16 protein-coding genes and 4 pseudogenes are annotated in these 21,681 nt (G+C 38.8%); 3 read left to right on the top strand and 17 right to left on the bottom strand.

Annotated features, from left to right (window positions below):
* Positions 1 to 436 precede the first annotated feature (436 nt).
* The 4 genes and pseudogenes from FTU00_RS11120 to FTU00_RS11105 all read right to left on the bottom strand — a co-directional run bounded on the left by FTU00_RS11120 (position 437) and on the right by FTU00_RS11105 (position 3,229).
* Positions 437 to 1,108 (bottom strand): DUF4145 domain-containing protein, encoded by a 672-nt coding sequence (locus FTU00_RS11120; protein ID WP_179989177.1) that lies wholly within the window; start codon positions 1,106 to 1,108, stop codon positions 437 to 439.
* A 173-nt stretch (positions 1,109 to 1,281) separates the two neighbouring features.
* Positions 1,282 to 1,686 (bottom strand): annotated as a pseudogene (locus FTU00_RS11115) (HlyD family efflux transporter periplasmic adaptor subunit); the annotation flags it as partial.
* Positions 1,687 to 1,699: 13 nt separating this feature from the next.
* A pseudogene (istA, locus tag FTU00_RS11110) lies at positions 1,700 to 2,720 on the bottom strand (IS21 family transposase).
* Between the two features lie 209 nt (positions 2,721 to 2,929).
* Positions 2,930 to 3,229, bottom strand: coding sequence for a hypothetical protein (locus FTU00_RS11105; protein ID WP_179989178.1), 300 nt, complete (start codon positions 3,227 to 3,229; stop codon positions 2,930 to 2,932).
* A gap of 156 nt (positions 3,230 to 3,385) precedes the next feature.
* On the opposite strand from FTU00_RS11105, the gene FTU00_RS11100 reads away from it, so the two are divergent.
* A complete protein-coding gene (locus tag FTU00_RS11100) occupies positions 3,386 to 4,720 on the top strand; it encodes an ISNCY family transposase (protein ID WP_103254392.1) in 1,335 nt (444 codons plus the stop codon).
* Between the two features lie 354 nt (positions 4,721 to 5,074).
* On the opposite strand, the gene FTU00_RS11095 is transcribed toward FTU00_RS11100, so the two are convergent.
* Both FTU00_RS11095 and FTU00_RS11090 read right to left on the bottom strand, forming a co-directional pair.
* Positions 5,075 to 6,234 (bottom strand): IS3 family transposase gene (locus FTU00_RS11095; RefSeq protein WP_154320140.1). Its coding sequence is split into 2 segments (ribosomal slippage): positions 5,075 to 6,000 and positions 6,000 to 6,234, totalling 1,161 coding nucleotides; the frame shifts between segments, so codons are not numbered across the junction.
* Positions 6,235 to 6,257: 23 nt separating this feature from the next.
* On the bottom strand, positions 6,258 to 6,686 hold the full coding sequence (locus tag FTU00_RS11090) for a hypothetical protein (protein WP_373682995.1): 429 nt from the start codon (positions 6,684 to 6,686) through the stop codon (positions 6,258 to 6,260).
* 49 nt (positions 6,687 to 6,735) lie between these two features.
* Between FTU00_RS11090 and FTU00_RS11085 the strand changes: the two are divergent.
* Positions 6,736 to 7,044, top strand: a pseudogene (locus FTU00_RS11085) (transposase); the annotation flags it as partial.
* Between the two features lie 49 nt (positions 7,045 to 7,093).
* On the opposite strand, the gene FTU00_RS11080 reads toward FTU00_RS11085, so the two are convergent.
* From FTU00_RS11080 to FTU00_RS11040, 9 genes are all read right to left on the bottom strand, one after another.
* Positions 7,094 to 7,618, bottom strand: coding sequence for a hypothetical protein (locus tag FTU00_RS11080; RefSeq protein WP_154320138.1), 525 nt, complete (start codon positions 7,616 to 7,618; stop codon positions 7,094 to 7,096).
* 494 nt (positions 7,619 to 8,112) lie between these two features.
* Positions 8,113 to 11,352, bottom strand: coding sequence for a type I restriction endonuclease subunit R (locus tag FTU00_RS11075; RefSeq protein WP_218944576.1), 3,240 nt, complete (start codon positions 11,350 to 11,352; stop codon positions 8,113 to 8,115).
* Between the two features lie 84 nt (positions 11,353 to 11,436).
* A complete protein-coding gene (locus FTU00_RS11070; RefSeq protein WP_257218586.1) occupies positions 11,437 to 11,901 on the bottom strand; it encodes a hypothetical protein in 465 nt (154 codons plus the stop codon).
* Between the two features lie 40 nt (positions 11,902 to 11,941).
* On the bottom strand, positions 11,942 to 12,475 hold the full coding sequence (locus FTU00_RS11065; protein WP_167846516.1) for a DUF2939 domain-containing protein: 534 nt from the start codon (positions 12,473 to 12,475) through the stop codon (positions 11,942 to 11,944).
* Between the two features lie 55 nt (positions 12,476 to 12,530).
* On the bottom strand, positions 12,531 to 13,646 hold the full coding sequence (locus FTU00_RS11060) for a restriction endonuclease subunit S (RefSeq protein ID WP_104915058.1): 1,116 nt from the start codon (positions 13,644 to 13,646) through the stop codon (positions 12,531 to 12,533).
* Positions 13,643 to 15,190: a class I SAM-dependent DNA methyltransferase gene (locus FTU00_RS11055; RefSeq protein ID WP_154320136.1), complete on the bottom strand. Its 1,548-nt coding sequence runs from the start codon at positions 15,188 to 15,190 to the stop codon at positions 13,643 to 13,645. The genes FTU00_RS11060 and FTU00_RS11055 overlap by 4 nt, the downstream gene beginning before the upstream one ends.
* A 227-nt stretch (positions 15,191 to 15,417) precedes the next feature.
* Positions 15,418 to 15,696, bottom strand: coding sequence for a hypothetical protein (locus FTU00_RS11050; protein ID WP_070153138.1), 279 nt, complete (start codon positions 15,694 to 15,696; stop codon positions 15,418 to 15,420).
* 105 nt (positions 15,697 to 15,801) lie between these two features.
* A complete protein-coding gene (locus tag FTU00_RS11045; protein ID WP_070153141.1) occupies positions 15,802 to 16,713 on the bottom strand; it encodes a ParB/RepB/Spo0J family partition protein in 912 nt (303 codons plus the stop codon).
* 13 nt (positions 16,714 to 16,726) lie between these two features.
* A complete protein-coding gene (locus FTU00_RS11040; RefSeq protein WP_094069344.1) occupies positions 16,727 to 17,500 on the bottom strand; it encodes a ParA family protein in 774 nt (257 codons plus the stop codon).
* A gap of 856 nt (positions 17,501 to 18,356) precedes the next feature.
* On the opposite strand from FTU00_RS11040, the gene FTU00_RS11035 reads away from it, so the two are divergent.
* Positions 18,357 to 19,529: a replication initiation protein gene (locus tag FTU00_RS11035; protein WP_094069347.1), complete on the top strand. Its 1,173-nt coding sequence runs from the start codon at positions 18,357 to 18,359 to the stop codon at positions 19,527 to 19,529.
* A 485-nt stretch (positions 19,530 to 20,014) separates the two neighbouring features.
* On the opposite strand, the pseudogene FTU00_RS11030 reads toward FTU00_RS11035, so the two are convergent.
* Together FTU00_RS11030 and tnpA are read right to left on the bottom strand one after the other, a co-directional pair.
* Positions 20,015 to 21,126 (bottom strand): annotated as a pseudogene (locus FTU00_RS11030) (IS66 family transposase); the annotation flags it as partial.
* Between the two features lie 61 nt (positions 21,127 to 21,187).
* Positions 21,188 to 21,505, bottom strand: a complete 318-nt coding sequence (tnpA, locus tag FTU00_RS11025; RefSeq protein WP_257229519.1) for an IS200/IS605 family transposase — start codon at positions 21,503 to 21,505, stop codon at positions 21,188 to 21,190.
* Positions 21,506 to 21,681: the final 176 nt, after the last annotated feature.

Here is a 21,681-nt window from a genome sequence, read left to right as displayed (position 1 = left end):
TTCAGCAACATTAAATAAAACTGTGGAACATTGTTCAGTTATTGATCGTGGAACGTGAACAATCATAAAAAAAGCCCATTCGAGGGTGAATGGGCTATAAAACTAGTATCAACACATGGAATTATAACACAATTTAAAAAGCATTTCGTATAATATTGATTATGTTAAATAGGATATCTAAACACAGCACCCTACAATAATATCGTTGGTGCTGCACTTGACGGTTGCAATAATAAATTATCTTACCGTCAAGTGTATCCCAAGTAACATAACATAAGTTATGCGGAAATCAGACCGCTACTCGACTTGCGTATCAGTCAAACCTACGCAAGTCTGCGTGGCTATGATTTCAATATCTGGAAAATAGATACTCTATTAGTCTCAAATTTGGAACTAGAGTCCACCATTAGATAACGTGGACTCTTTTTTTGTTGTATTAAGAAGCATATTCAAGTAAGAATCTTTCAACATCTCGGATCATATTCTGTACATCGTTATCATTAAATTCCTCAATCTCCCCATGAGCAGCTTTATTTCTTATATGTGCCAAAGTTAAAACTTGCTTATGTTGAAGAGCACTATAGATATTAGCATTTTTTAATTCAGAATTAAGAGCATCAAGTTTTTTAGGTTTAGTAGTACCTTCTTGGCAAATATCAATTCCGTTATTTTTAGCTAATTCTTTAATTGCTGTTTCTAAAACTACACCAGCAGTGACAGCAGAAGCTACTTTATAACCTGAATCAAGGAAATGCTGTGCTTGATCCAACTCACTATCAAAAACCTCTGACTGAATTAGTTTTTTGATTGTGATTAGAAAACCATTTTTTAAATCATCTTCTGCCGCTCTTAAAATTGGAATCACGCGATTTAATATTGCTTTTCTTGTATCCCCCATTCCTGCTTTAAGATTTTTATCAAACTGAGACAAATAATGTGACTTTTCACCACAAGTAATGCTTAATATATTTTTAGATTTCATTTGCCATTCGATAAAAGCTGATTGTAATTCAGGATTATAACCAGATCCAGCGGCTTCACATTTTTGATAGATTGAATCACCTTCTTCTATTAGTGAAGAAAATCGATCTAGTATTTTTTGGGTCATATTTATTCTCAAGTATTAGGTCATTCTGAAGTCGCATAACTTCATTTTATGTTAAATAAGATATCTGAAGATAGCACCCTGCATCGAGCTATGCGGTATTGATAAATATTCAATAAAGTGGAACGTTTTTTTAAAGAACGTTCCACTCAAAGAGTGTGGGGTTCAGCGGACGCTTACCTTTCTCTTAAAGCCTCTTGCGCTTTATTAAATGGTTTTATTAGATAATCTAAGATCGTTTTCTCCCCTGTTTTAATATCGACTGTTGCAACCATGCCAGGAGTAATACTGAATTGTTTGCCTGCTTTATTCATCAATTTTCCTGAATCCGTTCGAATATACACTCGATAATAAAATTGATCTTGCTTAACTTCATCTCTCAAGGTGTCTGGAGAAATAATAGAAACTTTTCCTTTCAACCCACCATAAATAGAATAATCATACGCGGTGATCTTCACCAGTGCATCTTGCCCAGGATGAATAAAAGCAATATCTCGCGGTGAAATACGTGCCTCAACCAAAAGTTGTTCATCCAGCGGAACAATTGTCATCAACTTGCCATTTTGAGAAATCACTCCGCCAATTGCAGATTCATCAGGAAACTCCCAGCAACTGGTCATATACTGATAATGGATGCTGCAAACTCTCGTAGGGCATCACATGCGGTGCCGCTGTAACAGGCACAATGCTGGAAACCGTATTTGATTGCGGTAATGGCGCGAATCTTTGCTGCTCTTGCTGCAGTCGAACAGCTGGTTTTTCTTGCGTGGTTGCATGAATCCGCTGATTGGCGGTTTCATGCAACCACCGACCAATGTGGGCATTAGCAACATCAACATCCAACAATAAGCCTGAAGTCTTAAGGCTTGCTTTCAATTGCACAATAAAGCTTGATTTGAGATATCCATTAAAGCGTTCAACTTTGCCTTTGGTCTGTGCGCGGTAGGGTTTACATACGCGGGAGGCGAAAGCCATATTTCTTGGCACAATCGAGCAGTTTGGGGTTCCATTTGTGCTGCCCCTCCTGATAGGCATCCCGTTCAATCATGATCGTTTTAGCGTTATCAAACAGGATTTCCTGAGGTACGCCCCCAAAGAACTGAAATGCATTTTCCAGACCATCGATCCATGCATCCGTCCGTTCATGATCATAAAATTTCACGAAGGTTGCTCTGGAATAACCTAATGTGGCCACAAAGGCTTTCAAAGTCGTATGGTGACGTCGAATCGTGGTGAAATCAACCTGCATTTGTTGACCAGGTTGGGTTTCAAAACGAATGACGGGTTCTGATTTGGCAACGGGTTTTAATGTTGCAAGATATTCCCTCAATATCCTGATCTTTCCTGGATATCCAAACCCTAAAATCTGCTTATAGAGCACAACGGCAGGAATCCATTCAGGATGAGCTGCATTTACACGTTCAAGCAAATAGGGTTTATATGGATCAAGAATACTTATTCTAGGTTGTGTACGCCGATACTGAGGTGTGGTGTTTTGCCGTAAATATTTACGTACGGTATTCCTGGATACCCCAAGTTCACGACTAATGGCTTTAATGGATTTACCTTGTTGATGAAGAATTTGGATGGTCACTGCTTGCTCCAAAGTTAACATGTTGAGCAGTCCAAAAAGACCGCTATATTAACCAAGGGGGTCAGTTTTAAAATGCCGTTAGAGGGTTATTTTTACACTGCTGCTAACACTTGTTATATTTATGGGACAGCAGTGGCCTTAAGCTCCCATTTTTACTGTATTTTTTTGAAATTTCGTATAACCACCATTATGTTAAATGGTAGGGGATTCTAAGTACGAGATTAGAAAATTTAGTCTTTAAGAGGAGAAATTTGTTCTAGCTTATCTTCAGGATTATTTTCTCTAATATGTATAATTCGATCATAATTTTCTACTCCTCGTAAGTGAGGTGGTGCAAATGCTGGATACTTGTTGAAAAAGTGCATTTTAATATTTAGTGCATGGTCTAAAATAAAAGCGCATTCAATTCCATAGTACTTATCATTAATAAAAAAATTGTCTGTAGTTTCTATTAGTTCTTGGATAGCTAAATCCAATTTTTGAATTTTTTCATTAATATCTTTAGTTTTATCTTCTATCTTTTTGTCCATTGGTATCACCTATAGAATTAAGTTCCCCTAAAATTAACATAATACACCTTATACGAAATCGAAATGTTAGAACCCATTTAAAGTGTCTGTATTCTCACCAATAAAAATGTCTAGTTTATGATGATTTAACCATCATGGACTGGATATGAAATATAGATGCTGATCACTATGTCTGACAAAGAAATTCAACGTCTTGCGGTTCTGCAAGACGTTCGAGATCATCGTATTACCCAAGTCCGTGCTGCTGAAATCCTGAATCTTTCCACCCGTCAAATTACCCGGTTATTGCAGAAGCTCAATCAAGATGGTGTTTCAGGTCTGGCTCATGCCAGTCGTGGTCAACCTGGCCATCGTCGCCATGATGACTTGTTAAAAGCAAAGTGCCTTTCCATTATTTCTGAACATCTGCTGGGCTTTGGGCCCACCTTGGCGCATGAGAAGCTCAGCAGCATGTTTGAGCTGAATATTCCTGTGGAAACAGTTCGTCGCTGGATGACTGCCAATGAGCTCTGGATTCCGCGATCCAAGCGTCTGAAACGTCCATATCAGCCTAGATATAACCGTGATTGCTTCGGTGAACTGATCCAGATTGATGGCTCCTATCATGACTGGTTTGAAGGACGATCCGCCAAATGCTGTTTGCTGGTTTATATCGATGACGCCACTGGAAAGCTGTTGCATCTGCGCTTTTGTGAGGCTGAAACGACCTTCGACTATATGCTTTCCACGAGAGCCTACATTAAGCAATATGGCAAGCCTTTGGCCTTTTATAGCGATAAACACTCAGTATTCCGAGTGAATCAGAAATCGAGCCAAGACAGCAAGATCACGCAATTTGGGCGGATTCTGAATGAGTTAAACATCGATATTATTTTTGCCAACTCACCACAGGCCAAAGGACGTGTGGAACGTGCTAACAGGACACTTCAGGATCGTCTGATCAAAGAGATGCGTCTGGAAGGCATCAGTTCGATTGCTGAAGCCAATGCTTGGCTACCCTGCTTCATTGAGCAGTTCAATCAGAAGTTCGCCAAGTGTGCGCGTAACTCAAAGAATTTACATCGACCATTAACCGAATCTGATCTTGAACTGGATGATATTTTTACCTGGCAGGAACCACGTAAGGTCACCAAGAATCTAACCCTGACGTATGACAAATGTATTTATATGCTTGAACCGACTGAATTGAACCAGAAATTAGTTGGACAATACATTTCATTTCTGGAGTACCCGGATGGCACTGTTGCGATCATGTATGAAGGACGGAAGATCAACTACAGTATCTTCAATAAACTGACTGGACTGCAGCAGAATGAAGTGGTTGAGAATAAACGGTTAGGCGCAGTTCTGGCCCATATCCAACAACAGCATGAAGAGTTGGAAAAACAGAATAAACGTTCCCGTGCCAAGAAAAGTATGCCGAGTCGTAAAGCTCAGAAAGCTAGCAATGAACAAAGAAATTTAAATCCTGTTCTTGACTCTTGCAGTTAAAAACAGGACATTTTAAATGGTTTATCGCATAGACATTTTAATTGGTGAATAACACACAAAAATCAAAAATGGGAGCCTTAAGCTCGCATTTTTATTGTATTTTTTTGAAAATTTCGTATAACGCCCATTATGTTAAATAGAATAGAATTTGAACGATAAAAAATTAACAGTCATACATTATCATTAACAAATAATAGGGGACATTTTTTATGGGTGATAAATTGAAAGAAATACCAGCACTTACTGGGTGTTTTATTGCGGGTACTCTAGTGCGTGTACAGAGGGATCTAAATTTACCACGGAGAATTTGGAAAAAAATCGAAGATATACAGGTAGGTGATCTAGTTTTTGATCCTAGACAGTATCGTGGACAACAAATCCCTCTAAATTCTTGAAATATTTCTGTTCAAAGGCTTCTGGGCTTAAACAGCCGTTTGCAGAATGTCTTCTGATTCGATTGTAATAAATCTCAATATAGTCAAACAAGACAGCATTCGCTTCTTTTCGAGTGGCAAATACACTGCCATGGACCACATGAACTTTCAATGTATGAAAGAAGCTTTCGGTCACTGCATTATCCCAGCAGTTTCCCCTGCGTGACATACTTTGAACGCAGTTATTCGTCAATAATAGCGCCCTAAAATCACGACTACAGTACTGTGAGCCTTGGTCCGAATGTACCATGACACCCATTGGATACCCCTGACGAGCCATTGCATAATGAAACGCATCACATACCAATTGACGGTCTATTCGATAGCTGGTTTGCCAACCGACAATACGACGGCTGAATAGATCCAGCATCACACATAAATACAGCCAACCTTGCTTAGTACGGATATAGGTAATATCTGTTGTCCAGATCTTATTGGGTTCATTGACCGTAAATTGACGATCTAACAAGTTAGGTGCTGTAGGCAAACGATGGTTTGAATCAGTCGTATGCTTGTATTTACGTGCAATCCTGCTACGTAAACCAAGCTTTTTAAGCATTCTTCCAACGGTTCGTTCGCTCATGCTGTAACCTAAATCATGCATGTCATGTACCAATGAAGGTGCACCCAATCGTGCATGATGCTGCCAATATACGGCTTTTAAATCATTATATTTCTGCGCTAGATTGGTCTGGCGCTTTCGCCAGGCATAATAGCCTGAAGTGCTGACACCCAGGCATTTACAGACAGAAGATACAGTGACTTCATTCACATCCAGATCTTGAATTACCGTGTACTTTTCTTGGCATGATCTGTCAGAAAGTACACATGCGCTTTTTTTAAGATGTCATTGACTTCCCTAAGCTGTTTGACTTCTTTCTCTAATTCCAATATCCGCTGTTGTTCTGGTGAAAGTTGACGTTTGCTTGAACCCACTGGATTGGCTTCACGAATCCATTTGTCTAAAGTTGAATAACCCACACCTAATTTCTGGGCGATTGCAGCTGTAGGCTCGTGTGAGTTTGAAAGTGCATAATCAATTGCTTGCTGTTTAAATTTGGGATTAAAACGTTTGGCCATTTCTTGGATCTCCAAAGTTAACGTTACGTTATCTTTAGAGGGAAGTACTGTCCATTATTTTGGCTAGGATCAACATGATGAAATAGCTCTCTTAAAATCAAAGGTTCAGCTTGATCAAATGCAATATCCCTAGTCTGAACGATCTGCTTCAAGAATTTATTCACATTGTTGTCGATATGAGTGACTGTGATCTCCTGCCAGATACTAGGCACAATCAGGGCTAAAGGACGTATTTTATAAAAATGAGAGGCAATATTAATCCCATACGGATCAAGATCACCATAAAATGCCAACAAGCAGTTATCCGATACTTGTTCTAATAATTTAACTACTGTTTTAATGTTGGCCCCATGCCCACGATAGACAAACAGGCTCGACTGCCACTCAAGAGGCAACTGCATATACCAATCAAATACCCTATTCATCATGGCACCATTTTCAATAATAATGATGCGCTGTATCGATTGTATGTCATCCCTGGATGAATTTGGTCAAAAGTGAGACGATAAATATCCTCAAATCAGTAAATCATGGCTTGCCAACTGGTCGAATCTCAACACGTTCTTTGCCTATCCAATGGACATTCGCAAGGCGATTTATACCACCAATGCAATTGAATCCTTGAACAGTGTCATTCGCCATGCCACCAAGAAAAGAAAAATCTTCCCAACCGATGAATCTGTGAAAAAAGTGGTATATTTAGCGATTATGGCAGCAAGCAAAAAATGGACGATGCCCATTCAGAATTGGAAAGCTGCCATGAATCGTTTTAGTATCATGTTTGATGAACGTGTAACCAAGTATTTTTAAAACCACATTTACACAGAATTATTTACACCCTCATTAAATAGTGTAATTATCAGTAGATACCAAATTTACAATCTTCAATGGCTTGCATTTTTTTAGTAGTTGACTCAGCCAACGTTTTACGTTGCTCTTGAATTGCAGGGTCACGAGTAAAAATAGGTAGTTCTTTAACTTTAGTCCGATATTCTGTTTCAATTTCATGACACACTTTAATATTTTCTATTGTTTTATTGACAAAATTTTCATCTACTTTTTTGTACTGATTTTTAGAAATACGTAATGTTTGACCATCATCAGATAAATGTAAGGGCATAGCAGCTAAACCATTATTAACCGCTAAAGTATCATCTTTTTTTTCCAATACGAGAGAACTTCCCTCTTTACCATTCACCACATTACTACGAGCAACCACATTTTCTTTAAGAATATAACTATCTTTACCCTCTTTAAAAATTTGCATAATGCGCTTTCCTTGCACATTTTCTAATTGCCAGTAGCCAACCATTTTGTCATGTTTATTACCACAAGCTGATAAAAAAACCGTCGACATTGATAATAAGATTACTAACTTTTTCATAAGTAAACCTCTGAAAATAATAAAGATTCTTCTAAGCACAACTTTTTATAACTATCACTAGTCGTTTTTAGGTTAAACTGAAATATATCAAAAAATAAATAAAATACATACATTTATTTTTAATTGAATTATTTCAAGTGGAAACTACACCCCAAATTTGCTAAATAGGTTTTCCAGCGTTTCAGTTATACAATGTTTTATGAGATCTGGACTAAATTCAACAGCATCATGAAAAGTTAGAACAACAAAATATCCGAAACTATTCCCAAAAGATGTCAAACAGGAAGCCCATTTGAAACTTTACTTAATGGAAAACGAATTTGGGCTGATAAGAATTTAGCCCAAATTTAACCTGACAGGCACAATAAAAAACGGGGAACTGTCAGATCAGTTTTGAGCTAGTATAAGTGAAGGGTTGTCCTTGTTAGCAGCAGTGTAAAAATGCCCCCTTGGTTATGGTTAATATAGCGGTCTTTTTGAACACTATCTGTACCCTATTCTTTTGAACTGGAAAGCTCTTCAGCCAACTGCTCAGCCTGTTCCAATACAGTTTCTGTAGCCAATAAAGCCATATCAGGTGGATAGCCATACTTCTTCAGCAATCTCTTCACGATGACTCTTAACTTTGCTCTAGCAGCTTCCTTGATCGTCCAATCCAAAGTCACATTCTTACGAATAGAATCAGTGAGTACGACTGCAAGTTCTCTCAATATGTCTTTCTGCATCAATTCTCGAGCACTGTCATTGTCTGCTACTGCTGAGTAGAACGCATATTCGTATTCAGTCAGGTTGAGTTCTTCAGCCAGTTTGTCTGACTCCTGAATTGTCTTAGCTAACTTGATCAGTTCATCAATGACTTCTGCTGCAGTAAGTACCTTGTTCTGATAACCCTTAATTGCTGAACTCAACATATCCATGAGCTTCTTACCTTGGGTGACACTGCGTTGCTCTCGTACCTTAATCTCATCACCAAGTAACTTCTTAAGTGTTTCAAGCGCAATGTTCTTATGCTTATAGTCTTTCATCTCCTGCATAAACTCATCAGAGAGAATCGAGATATCTGGTTTCTGAATCCCTGCAGCATCGAAGATATCTACCACTTGCTCTGTGACTAGAGCTTGGTCAATGGTTTGCTTTACCTTGGCTTCAAGCTCAGCATTACTTAAGCCAGAAATCTTGCCTGTACCATCACTAAACTTAGCAAGACGTGCTTTGACTGCTTGGAAGAATGCCACCACTGGTGCAGCTTCCATAGCATGTGGATGAGGTACAGCTAATGCGAATGCCTGTGACATCGCTGTGACTGCTGTCAGGAAGCGAGTCTTCCCTTCTCCTTGATCTACACCAAGGATATGCTCTTCCGCTTCTAAAATGATGTTGAGCTTACGAGAAGTATCTGCAGTGAAGTACTCTTGGTAGTTGAAGCCATGCAAAATGCCATCAAGCACTTCTAGCTTTTCTTGCAGGATCGTTGCAGCTTCATCCTGCACCAATGCAGGATCACCTTTACCACCTGCTTCTGAGTAAAACGATAAGGCTTCTTTCAAGTCAGATGCGATACCAAGATAGTCCACAACCAAGCCACCAGCCTTGTCTTTGTAGACACGGTTGACTCGTGCAATCGCTTGCATGAGGTTGTGACCTTTCATTGGTTTGTCGATGTAAAGGGTGTGCATACTTGGGGCATCGAAACCAGTCAGCCACATATCACGAACAATAACGAGTTTGAGCTTATCATCATTGTCTTTCATACGATCTGCTAAGCGTTGGCGCTGTTGCTTGGTAGTGTGATGTTTAGCAATCACCTCACCATCTGAAGCTGAGGCAGTCATCACAACTTTGATTACACCATCATTCAGATCATCACTGTGCCACTCTGGTTTGATCTTTACAATCTCGTTGTAAAGGTCTACAGCGATCCTGCGAGACATGCTGACGATCATGCCTTTGCCTTGGTTTGCATTGGCTTTAAGACGCTGCTCAAAGTGTTCTACGATGTCCTTTGCAATGGCTTTGATACGTTCTTTACTGCCGATCAAACCTTCGACTCTTGCCCACTTCGCACGTTCTTTTTGAGTTTGGTTTAAGTCATCTTCAGTAAACTGGTCATCAAAGTCTTCAATCAGCTCTTTGCCTTCCTCACTGATGGCAATCTTAGCTAGGCGGCTTTCATAGAAGATACGAACAGTTGCACCATCCTCCACTGCTTGCGAGATGTCATAGATATCTACATAGTTCCCGAAGACTGCAGGTGTGTTTACATCCGTCTTCTCAATTGGTGTTCCTGTGAAACCAAGGTAAGTAGCATTAGGAAGTGCATCACGCATGTACTTGGCAAAACCATAGACAGTACGTTTACCGACAACCTTGCCATCTTCATCTTTGACATCGACTTCCTTGGCATTAAAGCCATACTGAGAACGATGTGCTTCATCTGCAATCACGACAATGTTGGTTCGGTCTGACAGTTGCTCGTAGACGCTAGTGCCATCATCCGGTTGGAACTTTTGGATGGTGGTGAAGATCACGCCACCTGAACCCACCTTGAGTAACTCTTTGAGTTCTTCTCGGCTGTCTGCTTGTCGTGGTGTTTGTCTAAGGAGTTGGCTTGATGCAGCGAATGTACCAAAGAGCTGATCATCTAGATCATTACGATCTGTGATCACAACGACTGTTGGATTATCCAAAGCCAAGACAATCTTGCCTGTGTAGAAAACCATAGACAAAGACTTACCTGAGCCTTGGGTATGCCATACCACACCGGCTTTCTTGTCACCGACTGCTTGTTGCTGTACCAATTCGAGCTTACTTCTACCTTGATGTTGCATGGCAACTTCTGCTGATTTCGAGTCCGAGTTCACTGCAGACGCACGAATAGTCGAGAGGACTGCTGCATTCACTGCATAGTACTGATGATATGCAGCCATCTTCTTGATGGTCTTAATGGTGATTAAGCCATTGGTATCCTCGTGCTTCGTTGATTCATAGACAATGAAGTGTCGAATCATGTCGAGTAGTGTGACTGGATTCAGTAAACCATGAATCAGGACTTCTAGCTGTGCTTGTGTCTTCTTGGCTTTGGTTTGACCATTGTTTGTCTTCCACGCCATGTAGCGACTGTAGTCTGCTGAGACAGTACCTGCTTTCGCCTCTAAACCATCAGAGATGACGTTGAAAGCATTGTAGGTAAACAAGCTAGGGATTTGGCTTTGATAGGTCTGTATTTGCTTGTATGCGCCTTCTACAGTGGCATTCTCGTCTGTTGCATTCTTGAGTTCAATGACCACCAAGGGTAAGCCATTCACATACAAGATAATGTCTGGTCGTCTTGTCCAGCGATCTTCTTTGATGGTTACTTGATTGACGACAAGGAATTCGTTATTGGTTGGATTCTCAAAGTCAATCAACCAAGCATACTCACCTTGAGTGTTACCCTCTTTGCTCACCTCAATGTTAATGCCCTCAGTGAGCAGTCGGTGGAATGCTTGGTTATTACTGAGTAGATCAGGGGATTGAATATTGGTGACTTGCTTTAGTGCTTCAGTACATTTGTCTTGGCTTAAATGAGGATTTAAGCGTTGTAATGCATCAAGCACTTTGTCTTCCAAGATGACCTGCTTATAGCTTCGTAGAGGGTTAGTGCCCTTCGATTCAATCTCAGGTCCATACACATAGGTATAGCCCAATCCCTCTAGTTGCTCTATCGCCATCAGCTCAATGTCTGATTCGGTCATCTTAGTCACTTGATTATTTCCCCCTAAACTTATCCATATAACCTGGACTCATTAATTTTTTATATGATGTAAAGCTAAGAAACCTTATTCATCGTCCTGCACGTTATAGCCATACTTCTGCACAGCATTCTCAATAGCGCCCTCAAACTTATGGCAAACATATAGATAGAGTTCAGCATCTACCATCAGTACTCCAGGAACACCTAAACCATCATTGAGTGGAATCAGAGTCTTTTGTGAACCAATCTGAACTGTTGGTCGTTGGTATGAGCAATTCACAGTGACTTTATGTGGCGATCTATTCCAGTCAATTTTCTTGGCTTCCCACTCACGACTACCGCCCAGCAAGGTGACTTGAATCTTGGATTCAGTCGCTGTCTTATTCAGTTGTTTGTAAGAGACAAACTTGGCGACTGAACAAGGAGAGTGATAACAGGTTTCTATGACTTTACCTTTTTGTATGCCGCTATGATTGAATTTAGCCGGTGCTGCTTGAACGGTTGCAGCAAAGCTAACTACAGCAATCAAGCCAAATCCCATTTGAATCATGCGCTTTATCATTCTGTTTTTCCTCTTTGTTCTCTTTTACTTAATCCATCGGCACAGCGATCTTATTCACTTTCCAACTCAAACCATCACGAACCATTTTGACAGTGACGGCTTTGGAATCATTTGGATGTTGGATCACAACCTCAAAGTCACTGAATGAGGTATAGCGAGTTTTGTACTCTGCTTGATCTTCTTCTTTGGTTTCTGTTGTTGATGCTCCCTGTGATGAATGTGCTGCATCTTTAAGGTCTTTGCCTTGCATCATCATGGTCATCCCTTCAGGTGTGACAAAACCATCAATCATCTTGTCTACCATGGTAGATGCAAGCATGGCACCTAGTGCTGCGAAACCATCATCTTTATGGGTTGCCATCTCTTTCATCATCATGGCATTCATTTGATCTTTGAAGCTCTGACGCACACTTGGATAGTCGATGTACTTGGACACCTTTTCGCTATCACCTACTTGTGCAGCATTCTTGATGTTATTGATGGCAATGTATGGCGAAGCATACAAGTAGCCACAGATCACTACGACTAAGGCAATGATTGCCCCTATAATTTTTTTATTCAATTCAGCCCCCTGAATGTAAAAAAGGTGAAGCCATCAAATGACTTCACCTCAAATGTTATGCAACTTCTTCTGTTTGGTATTGGACTCTGACTTCGCCGCTCATCAGCTTAGGAAGCAAGGTATCTCGTAGTTGTTCAAGTGTTTGGATTTGCTTCTTGTTAGATGAAACCTTTTGCATCGAAGGAGTAATCAACAGCGAATACTCTTCAAGGTAGTCTAAACTTGGAGTCTTAAAAGAGATATTTAACATATCTTCTGGCTTAACCCTTTGATGACTGCCACTGGTTCCCGAAGCACTCATTGCTAATTCATCAATAACATCTCTTGAATTGAATAAGCTATACAAGAACATTAAATGAGATCCTACTTTAGGCTTCAAATTCTGAAACTCTGTTGAACATACATAATTATCTTTGACATCAGTTAATAACCATATACGAGGCACTCTTGGATTCAGCTTTGAGACTAAAATTGAGTTCTCACATACTCTGTACTTATTACTCAGAATTTCCGCACCCAATTCAATAGTAGGCTTTTCTCCTGAATCAAAAGCAGGCAAACTAAAATGATAGTATGTCTTAAGAGGATCTTTTGATGGGTTCACATTGTCTTTGATATGAGTAGCTATATCACTTACTAGTAAATCATCCCAATCCTCTTTCGCTTCCTCAATAAACCATTGACGAAACAGTGTTTCAGCCATGGCTTCCAAAGTCTTGTTCTGACAGTGCAGTAAGTCGATCTTGTCATCTAATGATGAAAGGATTGAGGCTATGGCTTTTTGTTCAGGGAGAGACGGAAAGCATATCTCTTCTTGATGAACATCATTACGGTTAACTCCAGGCACCGCACTTTTGTCACTAAATTTTTCCCAATCCAATGTTTGCAAAAAGTAGTAGATGAACTTTTTGTCATTCCCCTTAAAGTCGTTTACATAAAGAGATGTGTTTAATGGCCAAAATGGTACATCACTGAAAAAAACTGAACCAATGGTTCCATATCGGCCCGTCACAACACCTGATTCATTTACTTTGGCTTCATTATGAAAATCAGCAAAACCTGAAGAAGCAATGATGGGAACACTACCAGAAACACGAGATTGCTTTGGTAAGTCATAACCACGTTTTAGGGTAAAGAAGCTATCTAATCGCCCAACCTGCCACTCACTCATACAACCACCTTTGCTAAGTTCTCAGCAATGGCTTGGTTTAGCTTGGCTTCCTCAGCAAGCTGTGCTTCAAACTCTGCCTTTAAGCTTGTAAAGCGTACCTTGAAGTCGAACTCATCTTCATCATCAGCTAAACCAACATAACGACCTGGCGTCAGTACATAATCAAGCTCAGCGACTTTCTCAAGTGGTACAGATGCACAGAAGCCTGCAACATCCTCATACTCACCACCCTTGTTACGCCAATTGTGGTAAGTGTCTGTGATGAGCTTAATATCTTCATCAGACAAGACTTTGGTTCTGCGGTTAATCAGATGACCTAGGTTACGAGCATCAATGAACAGAATCTCATTGCTACGATCTTGGTATTGGCTTGAGTTAACACGGTCACGACGCATAAACCATAAAGCAGCAGGAATCTGTGTGTTCAGGAACAGCTTGGCAGGTAGGTTCACAATACAGTCGATGACATTGGCTTCTGAAACCAAGGCTTTACGAATCTCACCTTCACCACTGGTCTTAGAGGTTAATGCACCTTTAGCAAGCACAACGCCTGCCTGACCTTTAGGACTCATGTGATACAAGAAGTGTTGCATCCATGCGAAGTTCGCATTGCCTGCAGGTGGTGTACCTAGAGACCAACGAGCATCACCCACTAACTGCTCACCGCTCCAATCAGAGACGTTGAATGGTGGATTAGCAATGATGTAATCCGCTTTCAGGTCTTTGTGTGCATCATTCAGGAATGAACCCTCAGAGTTCCATTTCACATGCTCTGAGTTAATGCCACGAATGGCTAAGTTCATCTTGGCCAAACGCCAAGTTGTCTGGTTACTTTCTTGACCATAGATGGAGATGTCGTCCACTAAACCCTGATGCGATTCTACGAATTTCTCAGACTGTACGAACATACCACCTGAACCACAGCAAGGATCGAATACACGTCCTTTGTATGGCTCTAGCATTTCAACCAATAAGCTCACGATGGATTTAGGCGTGTAGAACTGCCCACCTTGCTTACCTTCAGCTAAAGCGAACTCACCTAGGAAGTACTCGAATACGTGTCCTAAAACGTCGGCAGAGCGATCTTTTGCATCACCTAGGGCAATGTTACCAATGAGGTCTATCAGCTCACCTAGGCTCGTAGGATCGAGATTTTGACGTGCATAGACTTTAGGTAGTACACCTTTGAGCTGAGGGTTCTCATTCTCAATGGCTTCCATTGCATCGTCTACAATCTTACCAATGGTGACTTGCTTTGCTTGGTTTAACAGGTATGACCAACGTGCGATCTCAGGAACGAAGAAGACGTTGTATGCAGTGTATTCATCACGATCTTCAGGATCAGCTCCTGCAAACTCTCCCTCACCTTCAACCAATAGGTTGTAGTGAGCTTCAAATGAGTCAGAGATGTACTTGAGGAAGATCAAACCAAGGACTACATGCTTGTACTCAGCAGCATCAATGTTCTTACGAAGTTTGTCTGCAGCTTTCCAAAGAATGACCTCAATGGGTTCTTGTTTGGTTTGCTTTGGAGTACGTGCCATGGAATTGTCCTGCAATGAATAGGTTATCTAGTTTTAGTTAAACCAATAGTACCCAATAATACGCTCGTGTGTAAGTATTGATACGTCATTTCTTGTCGTACAATTTAAGTATTAAAAAAGTGTAGCAAGTTGCTACACTTTTCAGACTAATCACAAACCCCACTTTAGCGATCGTTAAAGTGGGGGTATTTTCTAAACTTCTATCGCTTATTCATAGTGATTTATTTTTAAGCGTATTGATGGCTAAAAAATACAATAAAAATTAACTTCGATAAGTGCAAGGCGATTTTCTTCAAGTTTTGTGCTGTAACTGACAGTAAACATTGCTGCGTTACTTGCATAACAGAGACCCTGTAATTATTTTGCAACGGCAAAATTCGTTCAACAGTCTCCTTATCGGGACAATATAGATGCGCGACACGTTCATGAATGATATTGAGATCAATCGCTTTGTCTATTTTACGTATAAGATAATTTTTAGGAATAAACTCTTCTAGCGTAACCATATCAATTTCAGTTTGGGTGGTATAATTTTTCGCATGTGATAATTATAAAAAATTCTCACGTAAGTGTGAGAGTTTTATGAGCAAACTGAAAAGTGTAGCAAGTTGCTACACTTTTTCACTTTTCTGAATAAGCTGTTTTAAAAAATCTTCTAGTTGTAAAAGACTAGCTTCATCAATTTCTGAAATTTTAAGAGAGATATTGAGCTGTTTTTGATTCAGTTTGATATTTCCAGCAACCTTACCATCATATTCGATTTTTCTTACCACTGATGTCGTGGTTACTTTTTCTGGATCTTGACTCAATAGTTTTTCAGCATAAGAAGTAACTTTGCTTTGCTCCAGTTTTTTTTCTTTTAATTTCTCCCAAGCACCGAGTAAAGCTGTTTCCGCCTCCGAAAGTTGCTCTATATGATCCGATAAAAATTTCTTGAACGCTGTTGCAGCAGTACGACCGACTAGACCTGGCTCCAAATCCAGGTCATTCAACATTGCTTTAGGCAGCTTTTCATACGATAGATATTTGTACATATCTTCGCGATTTAAACCCAATGAATTAGCTAAACGTTGCTTGTTCTTCTTCAACTTTTCATCAAGTGAGTTCAAACCAATAAAAATTTCATAATCTGTCAGATCTTGACGCTTTAAATTTTCAGCTAGGGTTAACAAAGATGCTTCTTCATCATTAGCATCAATGATAATGGCTTCAATCACCGACTTGCCGAGTAATTGATGCGCCCGTAAGCGTCGCTCGCCTGCAATCAGTTCATATTTCAGATTATCAAGTTTACGCACTGTAATGGGCTGCAAAAGGCCGATTTCATTAATAGAATCCGCCAGTTCTTTTAATTGAGAATCTTCAAATACTTTACGCGGTTGGTTGGGACTGCGACTGATATCCTCAATAGGAACATTACGTCTAAATTCTTTTAGCTCTTTAATATTGTCTTTCTGTGCTTGCTGATGTTTTTCTGTATTTTGTTTCAATTTTTGAGCTAAAAGCTCTTTAGTGCTTGCCATAATACTCTCAGGTTTAAACTTTCGCTACAATTTCATAAGCAAGGCTTTCAAAAGCCTTACGTACTTTTGAATTTTTTTCTACTTTCAAAAGTGGCTGTTGCAGAATTGCTGCTTGATTAACTTTAGTACTTTGAGGAATGGTAGTTTGTAAAATTTTTCCAACCTGTTTTAAAGCTTCATCCCGAATCAATTTACAAACATTCTGACGTTCATCATGTTTAATCAGTAAAGCGCCTAAAAGCTCTAAATCTGGATTAATACGTTTTATCTTTTCAAGATGGTTTAAAAGATCTGTTACCCCATACAGTCCATATTGTGATCCAGATTCGATAGGGATAATGACATGTGTTGATGATGCTAAGGCATTACTGGTTAATAGTTTAAGACTAGGTGGGCAATCAATTAATATGAAGTCGTAAAGATCTTTTAACAGTTCTAGCTTGATGCTTAATTCTTCTGAAGGACGAGGAGCTTCTTCTTTAAGCTGGTCTTCAGTTTTTCCTAAATTTAATGAGCCATAAATTAATGATACTTTTTCAAAGTTTGTTTCTTCTTGTAATGCATCAGCTAATAATGAAATATCACCAACGAGTAATTCTGCTGAAGTAACAACAATTTCGCTTGGATGTTGGATCCCAATGTGTAAACTTGCGTTTGCTTGAGGATCTAAATCAATGACTAAAACTTTATTGCCAAGATTTGCAAGTTCAGAGGCTAGATGTACAACGGTCGTTGTTTTGCCACATCCACCTTTGTGGTTAGCAACCGTAATAATTTTTGCAGACATACGTGTCAGATGCTTCCGTATTTGAATGTTTAACAATATAAATAACTTTCACTCATCATACTATAGTTTTTAAATTTATAAATCTTATTTATTTAGGTGTAAAACAACTTAAAAAACTAATTTTTAAATAAGCTAGCTTAATTAATAATTAGTATAATTATTTATTTAGCTAATTAATAATTAAGACTGTTTTTTTGCTATATAAAACAAATGCTTATAAGTTTAAAAGTGGAGGGCTTGTCACCGTAAAGTGGAAGGTTTGTCACTCAAAGGTGGAAGGTCTGTCACTCAAAGGTGGAAGGTCTGTCACTCAAAGGTGGAAGGTCTGTCACCGTAAAGTGGAAAGTTTGTCACAAGAGTGGAAGGTTTGTCACTACTATTTTTAAAAAGGTTATATTTTTTAAAAAACTCTTGCAAAAATAAATACTTAATTTGTTGATAAAGTTGGCTAAACAATCTTTAAGGGTGGAAGGTTTGTCACTATGTGTTAGCACCCTGTGGATAAATTTTTTTTATTGGATATTTCCTGATGATTATCTATTCATTTATACCTTTCAAATCTAATGAAAGGTGGAAGCCTTGTCACATCTAGGTTTCTATCTGACATAGCATACCTAAATTTGGAAGAAATAAGTGAAAATGGGTATTTTGAACTGTTAGTTTAGAGCTAAAGGTGGAAGGTCTGTCACTATATGGTGGAAATAATATATTTCATTCCACTTTAAGGACAATAAATCGTCAAAAATGCATATTTCTGATGACAAGCCTTCCACTCTTAGATTCTTGTGGTGAAAGTCTTGAAAGTTTTTCCACTTTTGTATATAAAAATAGAATTAAATATATAAATATCACGGTTATGACAGAATCAGAATCATTGCAAGAAGAATTGAATCATATTCCTTACTGTATAGGCAATATTCGTCATAATGGCGTTGTTAGCACTAGTAACCGCTTAATTCGCCCAATTGAGTTATCAGCCAATGAATATAAGGCGCTCCTATATGCAATGGCTGTTGCAAATTATAGTGAGAAAAATAGGGTAAATGGTGAAATCACAGAACAAACCTATATTTATCTGTATAAGGATGATTTGGCAGATTTACTAGGATTGAATAAACGCAATTCGATTAATGTTGCAATAGACCGGATTTATAAAGAACTTTCATCTAGGGTGGCTCATTTTATTATTGAGGAACCTACTGATGATGGTAAGAGAAAGACTAAAAAAGTACATTCTGTCGTTCCTATTATCCGTGAGTTAAGATGGGAAGATGATTCTAAAAATGCCATTCAGATTCGTTTTACCAGTGAGGTGTTACCGTATTTCACGCAGTTGGCTGGGGGGAATTTCACCACCTATCAATTGAAACATCTGTTTGCCTTGGATTCTGTTGCTAGTATGAGTCTTTATACGTATTTCATTAAAAATGAATTCAAGTACGCAAGCCAAAAGAGTTATGAAGTCCCAATGCTTTTAGAAAACTTGAAAGCTCTGATTGATATTAATGAAACTAAATATGATCGCTGGGTAGATTTTAGACGCTATGTATTAGATAAAATAGTTGCAGAAATTAACGAAAATACAGATCTACAACTAGAGTATGAAACCATAAAAAAAGGGCGCCCAATTGTGGGGGTGAATTTTAAACTGCATCAGCGTATTACTGATAAAACACTAAATGAAACTGCTGTAATTGAAAAAATTTATCTTGATGTTCCATTTGAAGAGAATGCATTAGTAAAAGAATTGGGGGCAAAATTCGATACGAATGTACGTTCCTGGTACATTTTTAATAATGATGAAAAGTATTCGCAGTTCAAGAAGTGGTTTAAAAAAATTGGTTGTCTCACTGACTCTCAAGCAAATATTGTTATTAATGACACTTTATTCCAAATGGATTTTGCTGAAGTTGGTATGAGCTTGAATGACTTTAAACGTAATATGAAGCATAAACTAAAAAATAATCCGGAATTTGTACAAAGTATTCGTGATAGGCTGAATGATATTTTTGGTAAAGAGCTTGTCTAAGGAAAAGTGTAGCAACTTGCTACACATTTTTTAATGTATCACTGAAGAATTCAAGTACTAAGAAAATTGGATACAAAATATCTGTGTGTATAGCTGAATGAAAAATAGTTAAAAGAATAGATATTATTTTTAGATTTTACACTTTTGTTGTTCCTCATATATTTTTGCAGAAAAAAGTTTTTCAGTGCTCAAAAAATGGTGTGGTTAAGATAGGGAGATCAACCAAGTTTTAAGTATATAGAGTAATTTAGATAAAAAATTACTAAATATTTTTATAGCCTTTGTATAAAGCAGCGGATCATGAAAACTATTAAAATAGCCTAAGCTTATTAGCTTTGTTGTAAAAATTTACTCTGAGATGCTTCTTAAGCTAGATATTTGATGCTGTTGCGTCTAGCCACAAATGATAAGCTAAAGACCGTTTTAGCTAAAGATGATGACGATCAACTTGGCGATACCATTGATTTGTAAGTATCCTCTAAACTCTATGCCAATCTTTTAATTTGGATCACTTTGTATGTCGGCAACTTTTGCAGTACACCATTTAAATAGGCATACAGATCTAGACCATTCAACTTTGCTGACTGGATCAATGTCATGATGTTAGCAACTCGCTGACCACTGCGCAGTGATCCAACATACAACCAGTTCTTACGACTTAAAGCCCAAGGGTGCATTTGGTTCTCCACCAAATCATTGTAAATAGATAGATTACCATCATCTGAATAGCGGCTTAAGGCTTGCCAGCGCTTTAGAGTGTAATTGATTGCCTTAGCGGTGGTAGAACTTGATGGCACCATCAGATGATGTTGGTTGAGCAATTCATATAGTTGTTGCATCACTGGTTGACTATGCCGTTGCCGGTATTCGCAGCGTTGTTGCGCTGTACCGTCGGTCTTGTGCCTTAACTCTGCTTCTATCGCATACAATTTCTGAATCAGCACCAGTGCCTGTTCAGCAATCTGACTTTTCCCAGTGATATGCAGTTCATGGAATTTACGACATGCATGTGCCATGCAACCTACTTCAATGATCTGACCTGATTTGAAATGTGCTTTATAACCACTGTAATCATCACAGACCAGATGTCCCTGCCAGCCATTCAGGAATTCTTCTGCATGCAGACCTGAACGGTTTCTTGAAAGTCATAGATCACCCCCTTGCTGCAGCACCACCTGTTTTAAGGCATTGACCAGAGGTTCAAGTGTCTACACCACAGCGACCAATCCAATCTGACAGGGTGGATCTAGATAGATCTACACCTGCGCGCAGAAAGATCTGTCGCTGACGATACAGCGGTAAGTGATCAGCATATTTGGATACCAGCACATGGCTAAGTAACTCAAGTGTCGCAATACATTTATCGATCACATAGGCAGGCATCGTTTGCTGAGTCAGGGTGTCACATTGATCACAAACCCATTTACCACGCACATGCTGTTCTTTATAGAACTGCGCTGGTCTGAAATTCAATTTTTCACTGATATTCGCCGATACGACGCAGTGTGCACCCACAGATGTATTGCGTTGATGCAGATTCATGCTCAATACGTACGGTTGCTAAATGATCTGGGAGTAGTCGACGTTTATGTTTATTTATCCAATGAGCCGTAAAACACCCTCATTTATGGAGGTGATATAAGGCTCGATTTTTAATTCTAATGAGGTGATTGTTGTTGCTCGATGTATTGTTTAATAATTTCTAATGGCGCACCACCGCAACTTGAAGCAAAGTAACTTGGCGACCATAAAGAATCACCCCAAAGTTTGTTTTTAATTTCAGGAAAGTCTTTTCTAAGGTGGCGACTAGATAGACCTTTTAAGCTATTCACTAAATTTGAAATAGCAACTTTTGGTGGGTAATTAATTAATAAATGAACATGATCATCCTCCCCATTAAATTCAATCAATACAGCATCAAAATCCAAAGCCCGATATTGGCAATAGTCACCAACATAATATACATTAAATTGTATAAATTGCTGTGTATATAAGTACAATGAAATAAACAACTTACGTTTTCAAATATTTTTTATTGGAATTAATTTTTATTAAGATCGTTTAATTGTGGTCACATAAGTTTTTAAAAATTTACCAAATTATCACCAACATAATTTTGTGATGATTAATTAGGTAAACCGAATGGTAAAAA

Source organism: Acinetobacter sp. YH12041, assembly GCF_013419975.1.
GTDB lineage: Bacteria > Pseudomonadota > Gammaproteobacteria > Pseudomonadales > Moraxellaceae > Acinetobacter.
The sequence above is the reverse complement of the archived record's forward strand: the minus strand, read 5'-3'. Positions and strand labels throughout refer to the sequence as shown.

What these genes read in the sequence shown, in the direction of transcription:
- FTU00_RS11120 (WP_179989177.1), bottom strand. Translation starts at nt 1,108, where the DNA reads ATGACCCAAAAAATACTAGATCGATTTTCTTCACTAATAGAAGAAGGT.
- FTU00_RS11105 (WP_179989178.1), bottom strand. Translation starts at nt 3,229, where the DNA reads ATGGACAAAAAGATAGAAGATAAAACTAAAGATATTAATGAAAAAATT.
- FTU00_RS11100 (WP_103254392.1), top strand. Translation starts at nt 3,386, where the DNA reads ATGCTGATCACTATGTCTGACAAAGAAATTCAACGTCTTGCGGTTCTG.
- FTU00_RS11080 (WP_154320138.1), bottom strand. Translation starts at nt 7,618, where the DNA reads ATGAAAAAGTTAGTAATCTTATTATCAATGTCGACGGTTTTTTTATCA.
- FTU00_RS11075 (WP_218944576.1), bottom strand. Translation starts at nt 11,352, where the DNA reads ATGACCGAATCAGACATTGAGCTGATGGCGATAGAGCAACTAGAGGGA.
- FTU00_RS11070 (WP_257218586.1), bottom strand. Translation starts at nt 11,901, where the DNA reads ATGATTCAAATGGGATTTGGCTTGATTGCTGTAGTTAGCTTTGCTGCA.
- FTU00_RS11060 (WP_104915058.1), bottom strand. Translation starts at nt 13,646, where the DNA reads ATGAGTGAGTGGCAGGTTGGGCGATTAGATAGCTTCTTTACCCTAAAA.
- FTU00_RS11055 (WP_154320136.1), bottom strand. Translation starts at nt 15,190, where the DNA reads ATGGCACGTACTCCAAAGCAAACCAAACAAGAACCCATTGAGGTCATT.
- FTU00_RS11050 (WP_070153138.1), bottom strand. Translation starts at nt 15,696, where the DNA reads ATGGTTACGCTAGAAGAGTTTATTCCTAAAAATTATCTTATACGTAAA.
- FTU00_RS11045 (WP_070153141.1), bottom strand. Translation starts at nt 16,713, where the DNA reads ATGGCAAGCACTAAAGAGCTTTTAGCTCAAAAATTGAAACAAAATACA.
- FTU00_RS11040 (WP_094069344.1), bottom strand. Translation starts at nt 17,500, where the DNA reads ATGTCTGCAAAAATTATTACGGTTGCTAACCACAAAGGTGGATGTGGC.
- FTU00_RS11035 (WP_094069347.1), top strand. Translation starts at nt 18,357, where the DNA reads ATGACAGAATCAGAATCATTGCAAGAAGAATTGAATCATATTCCTTAC.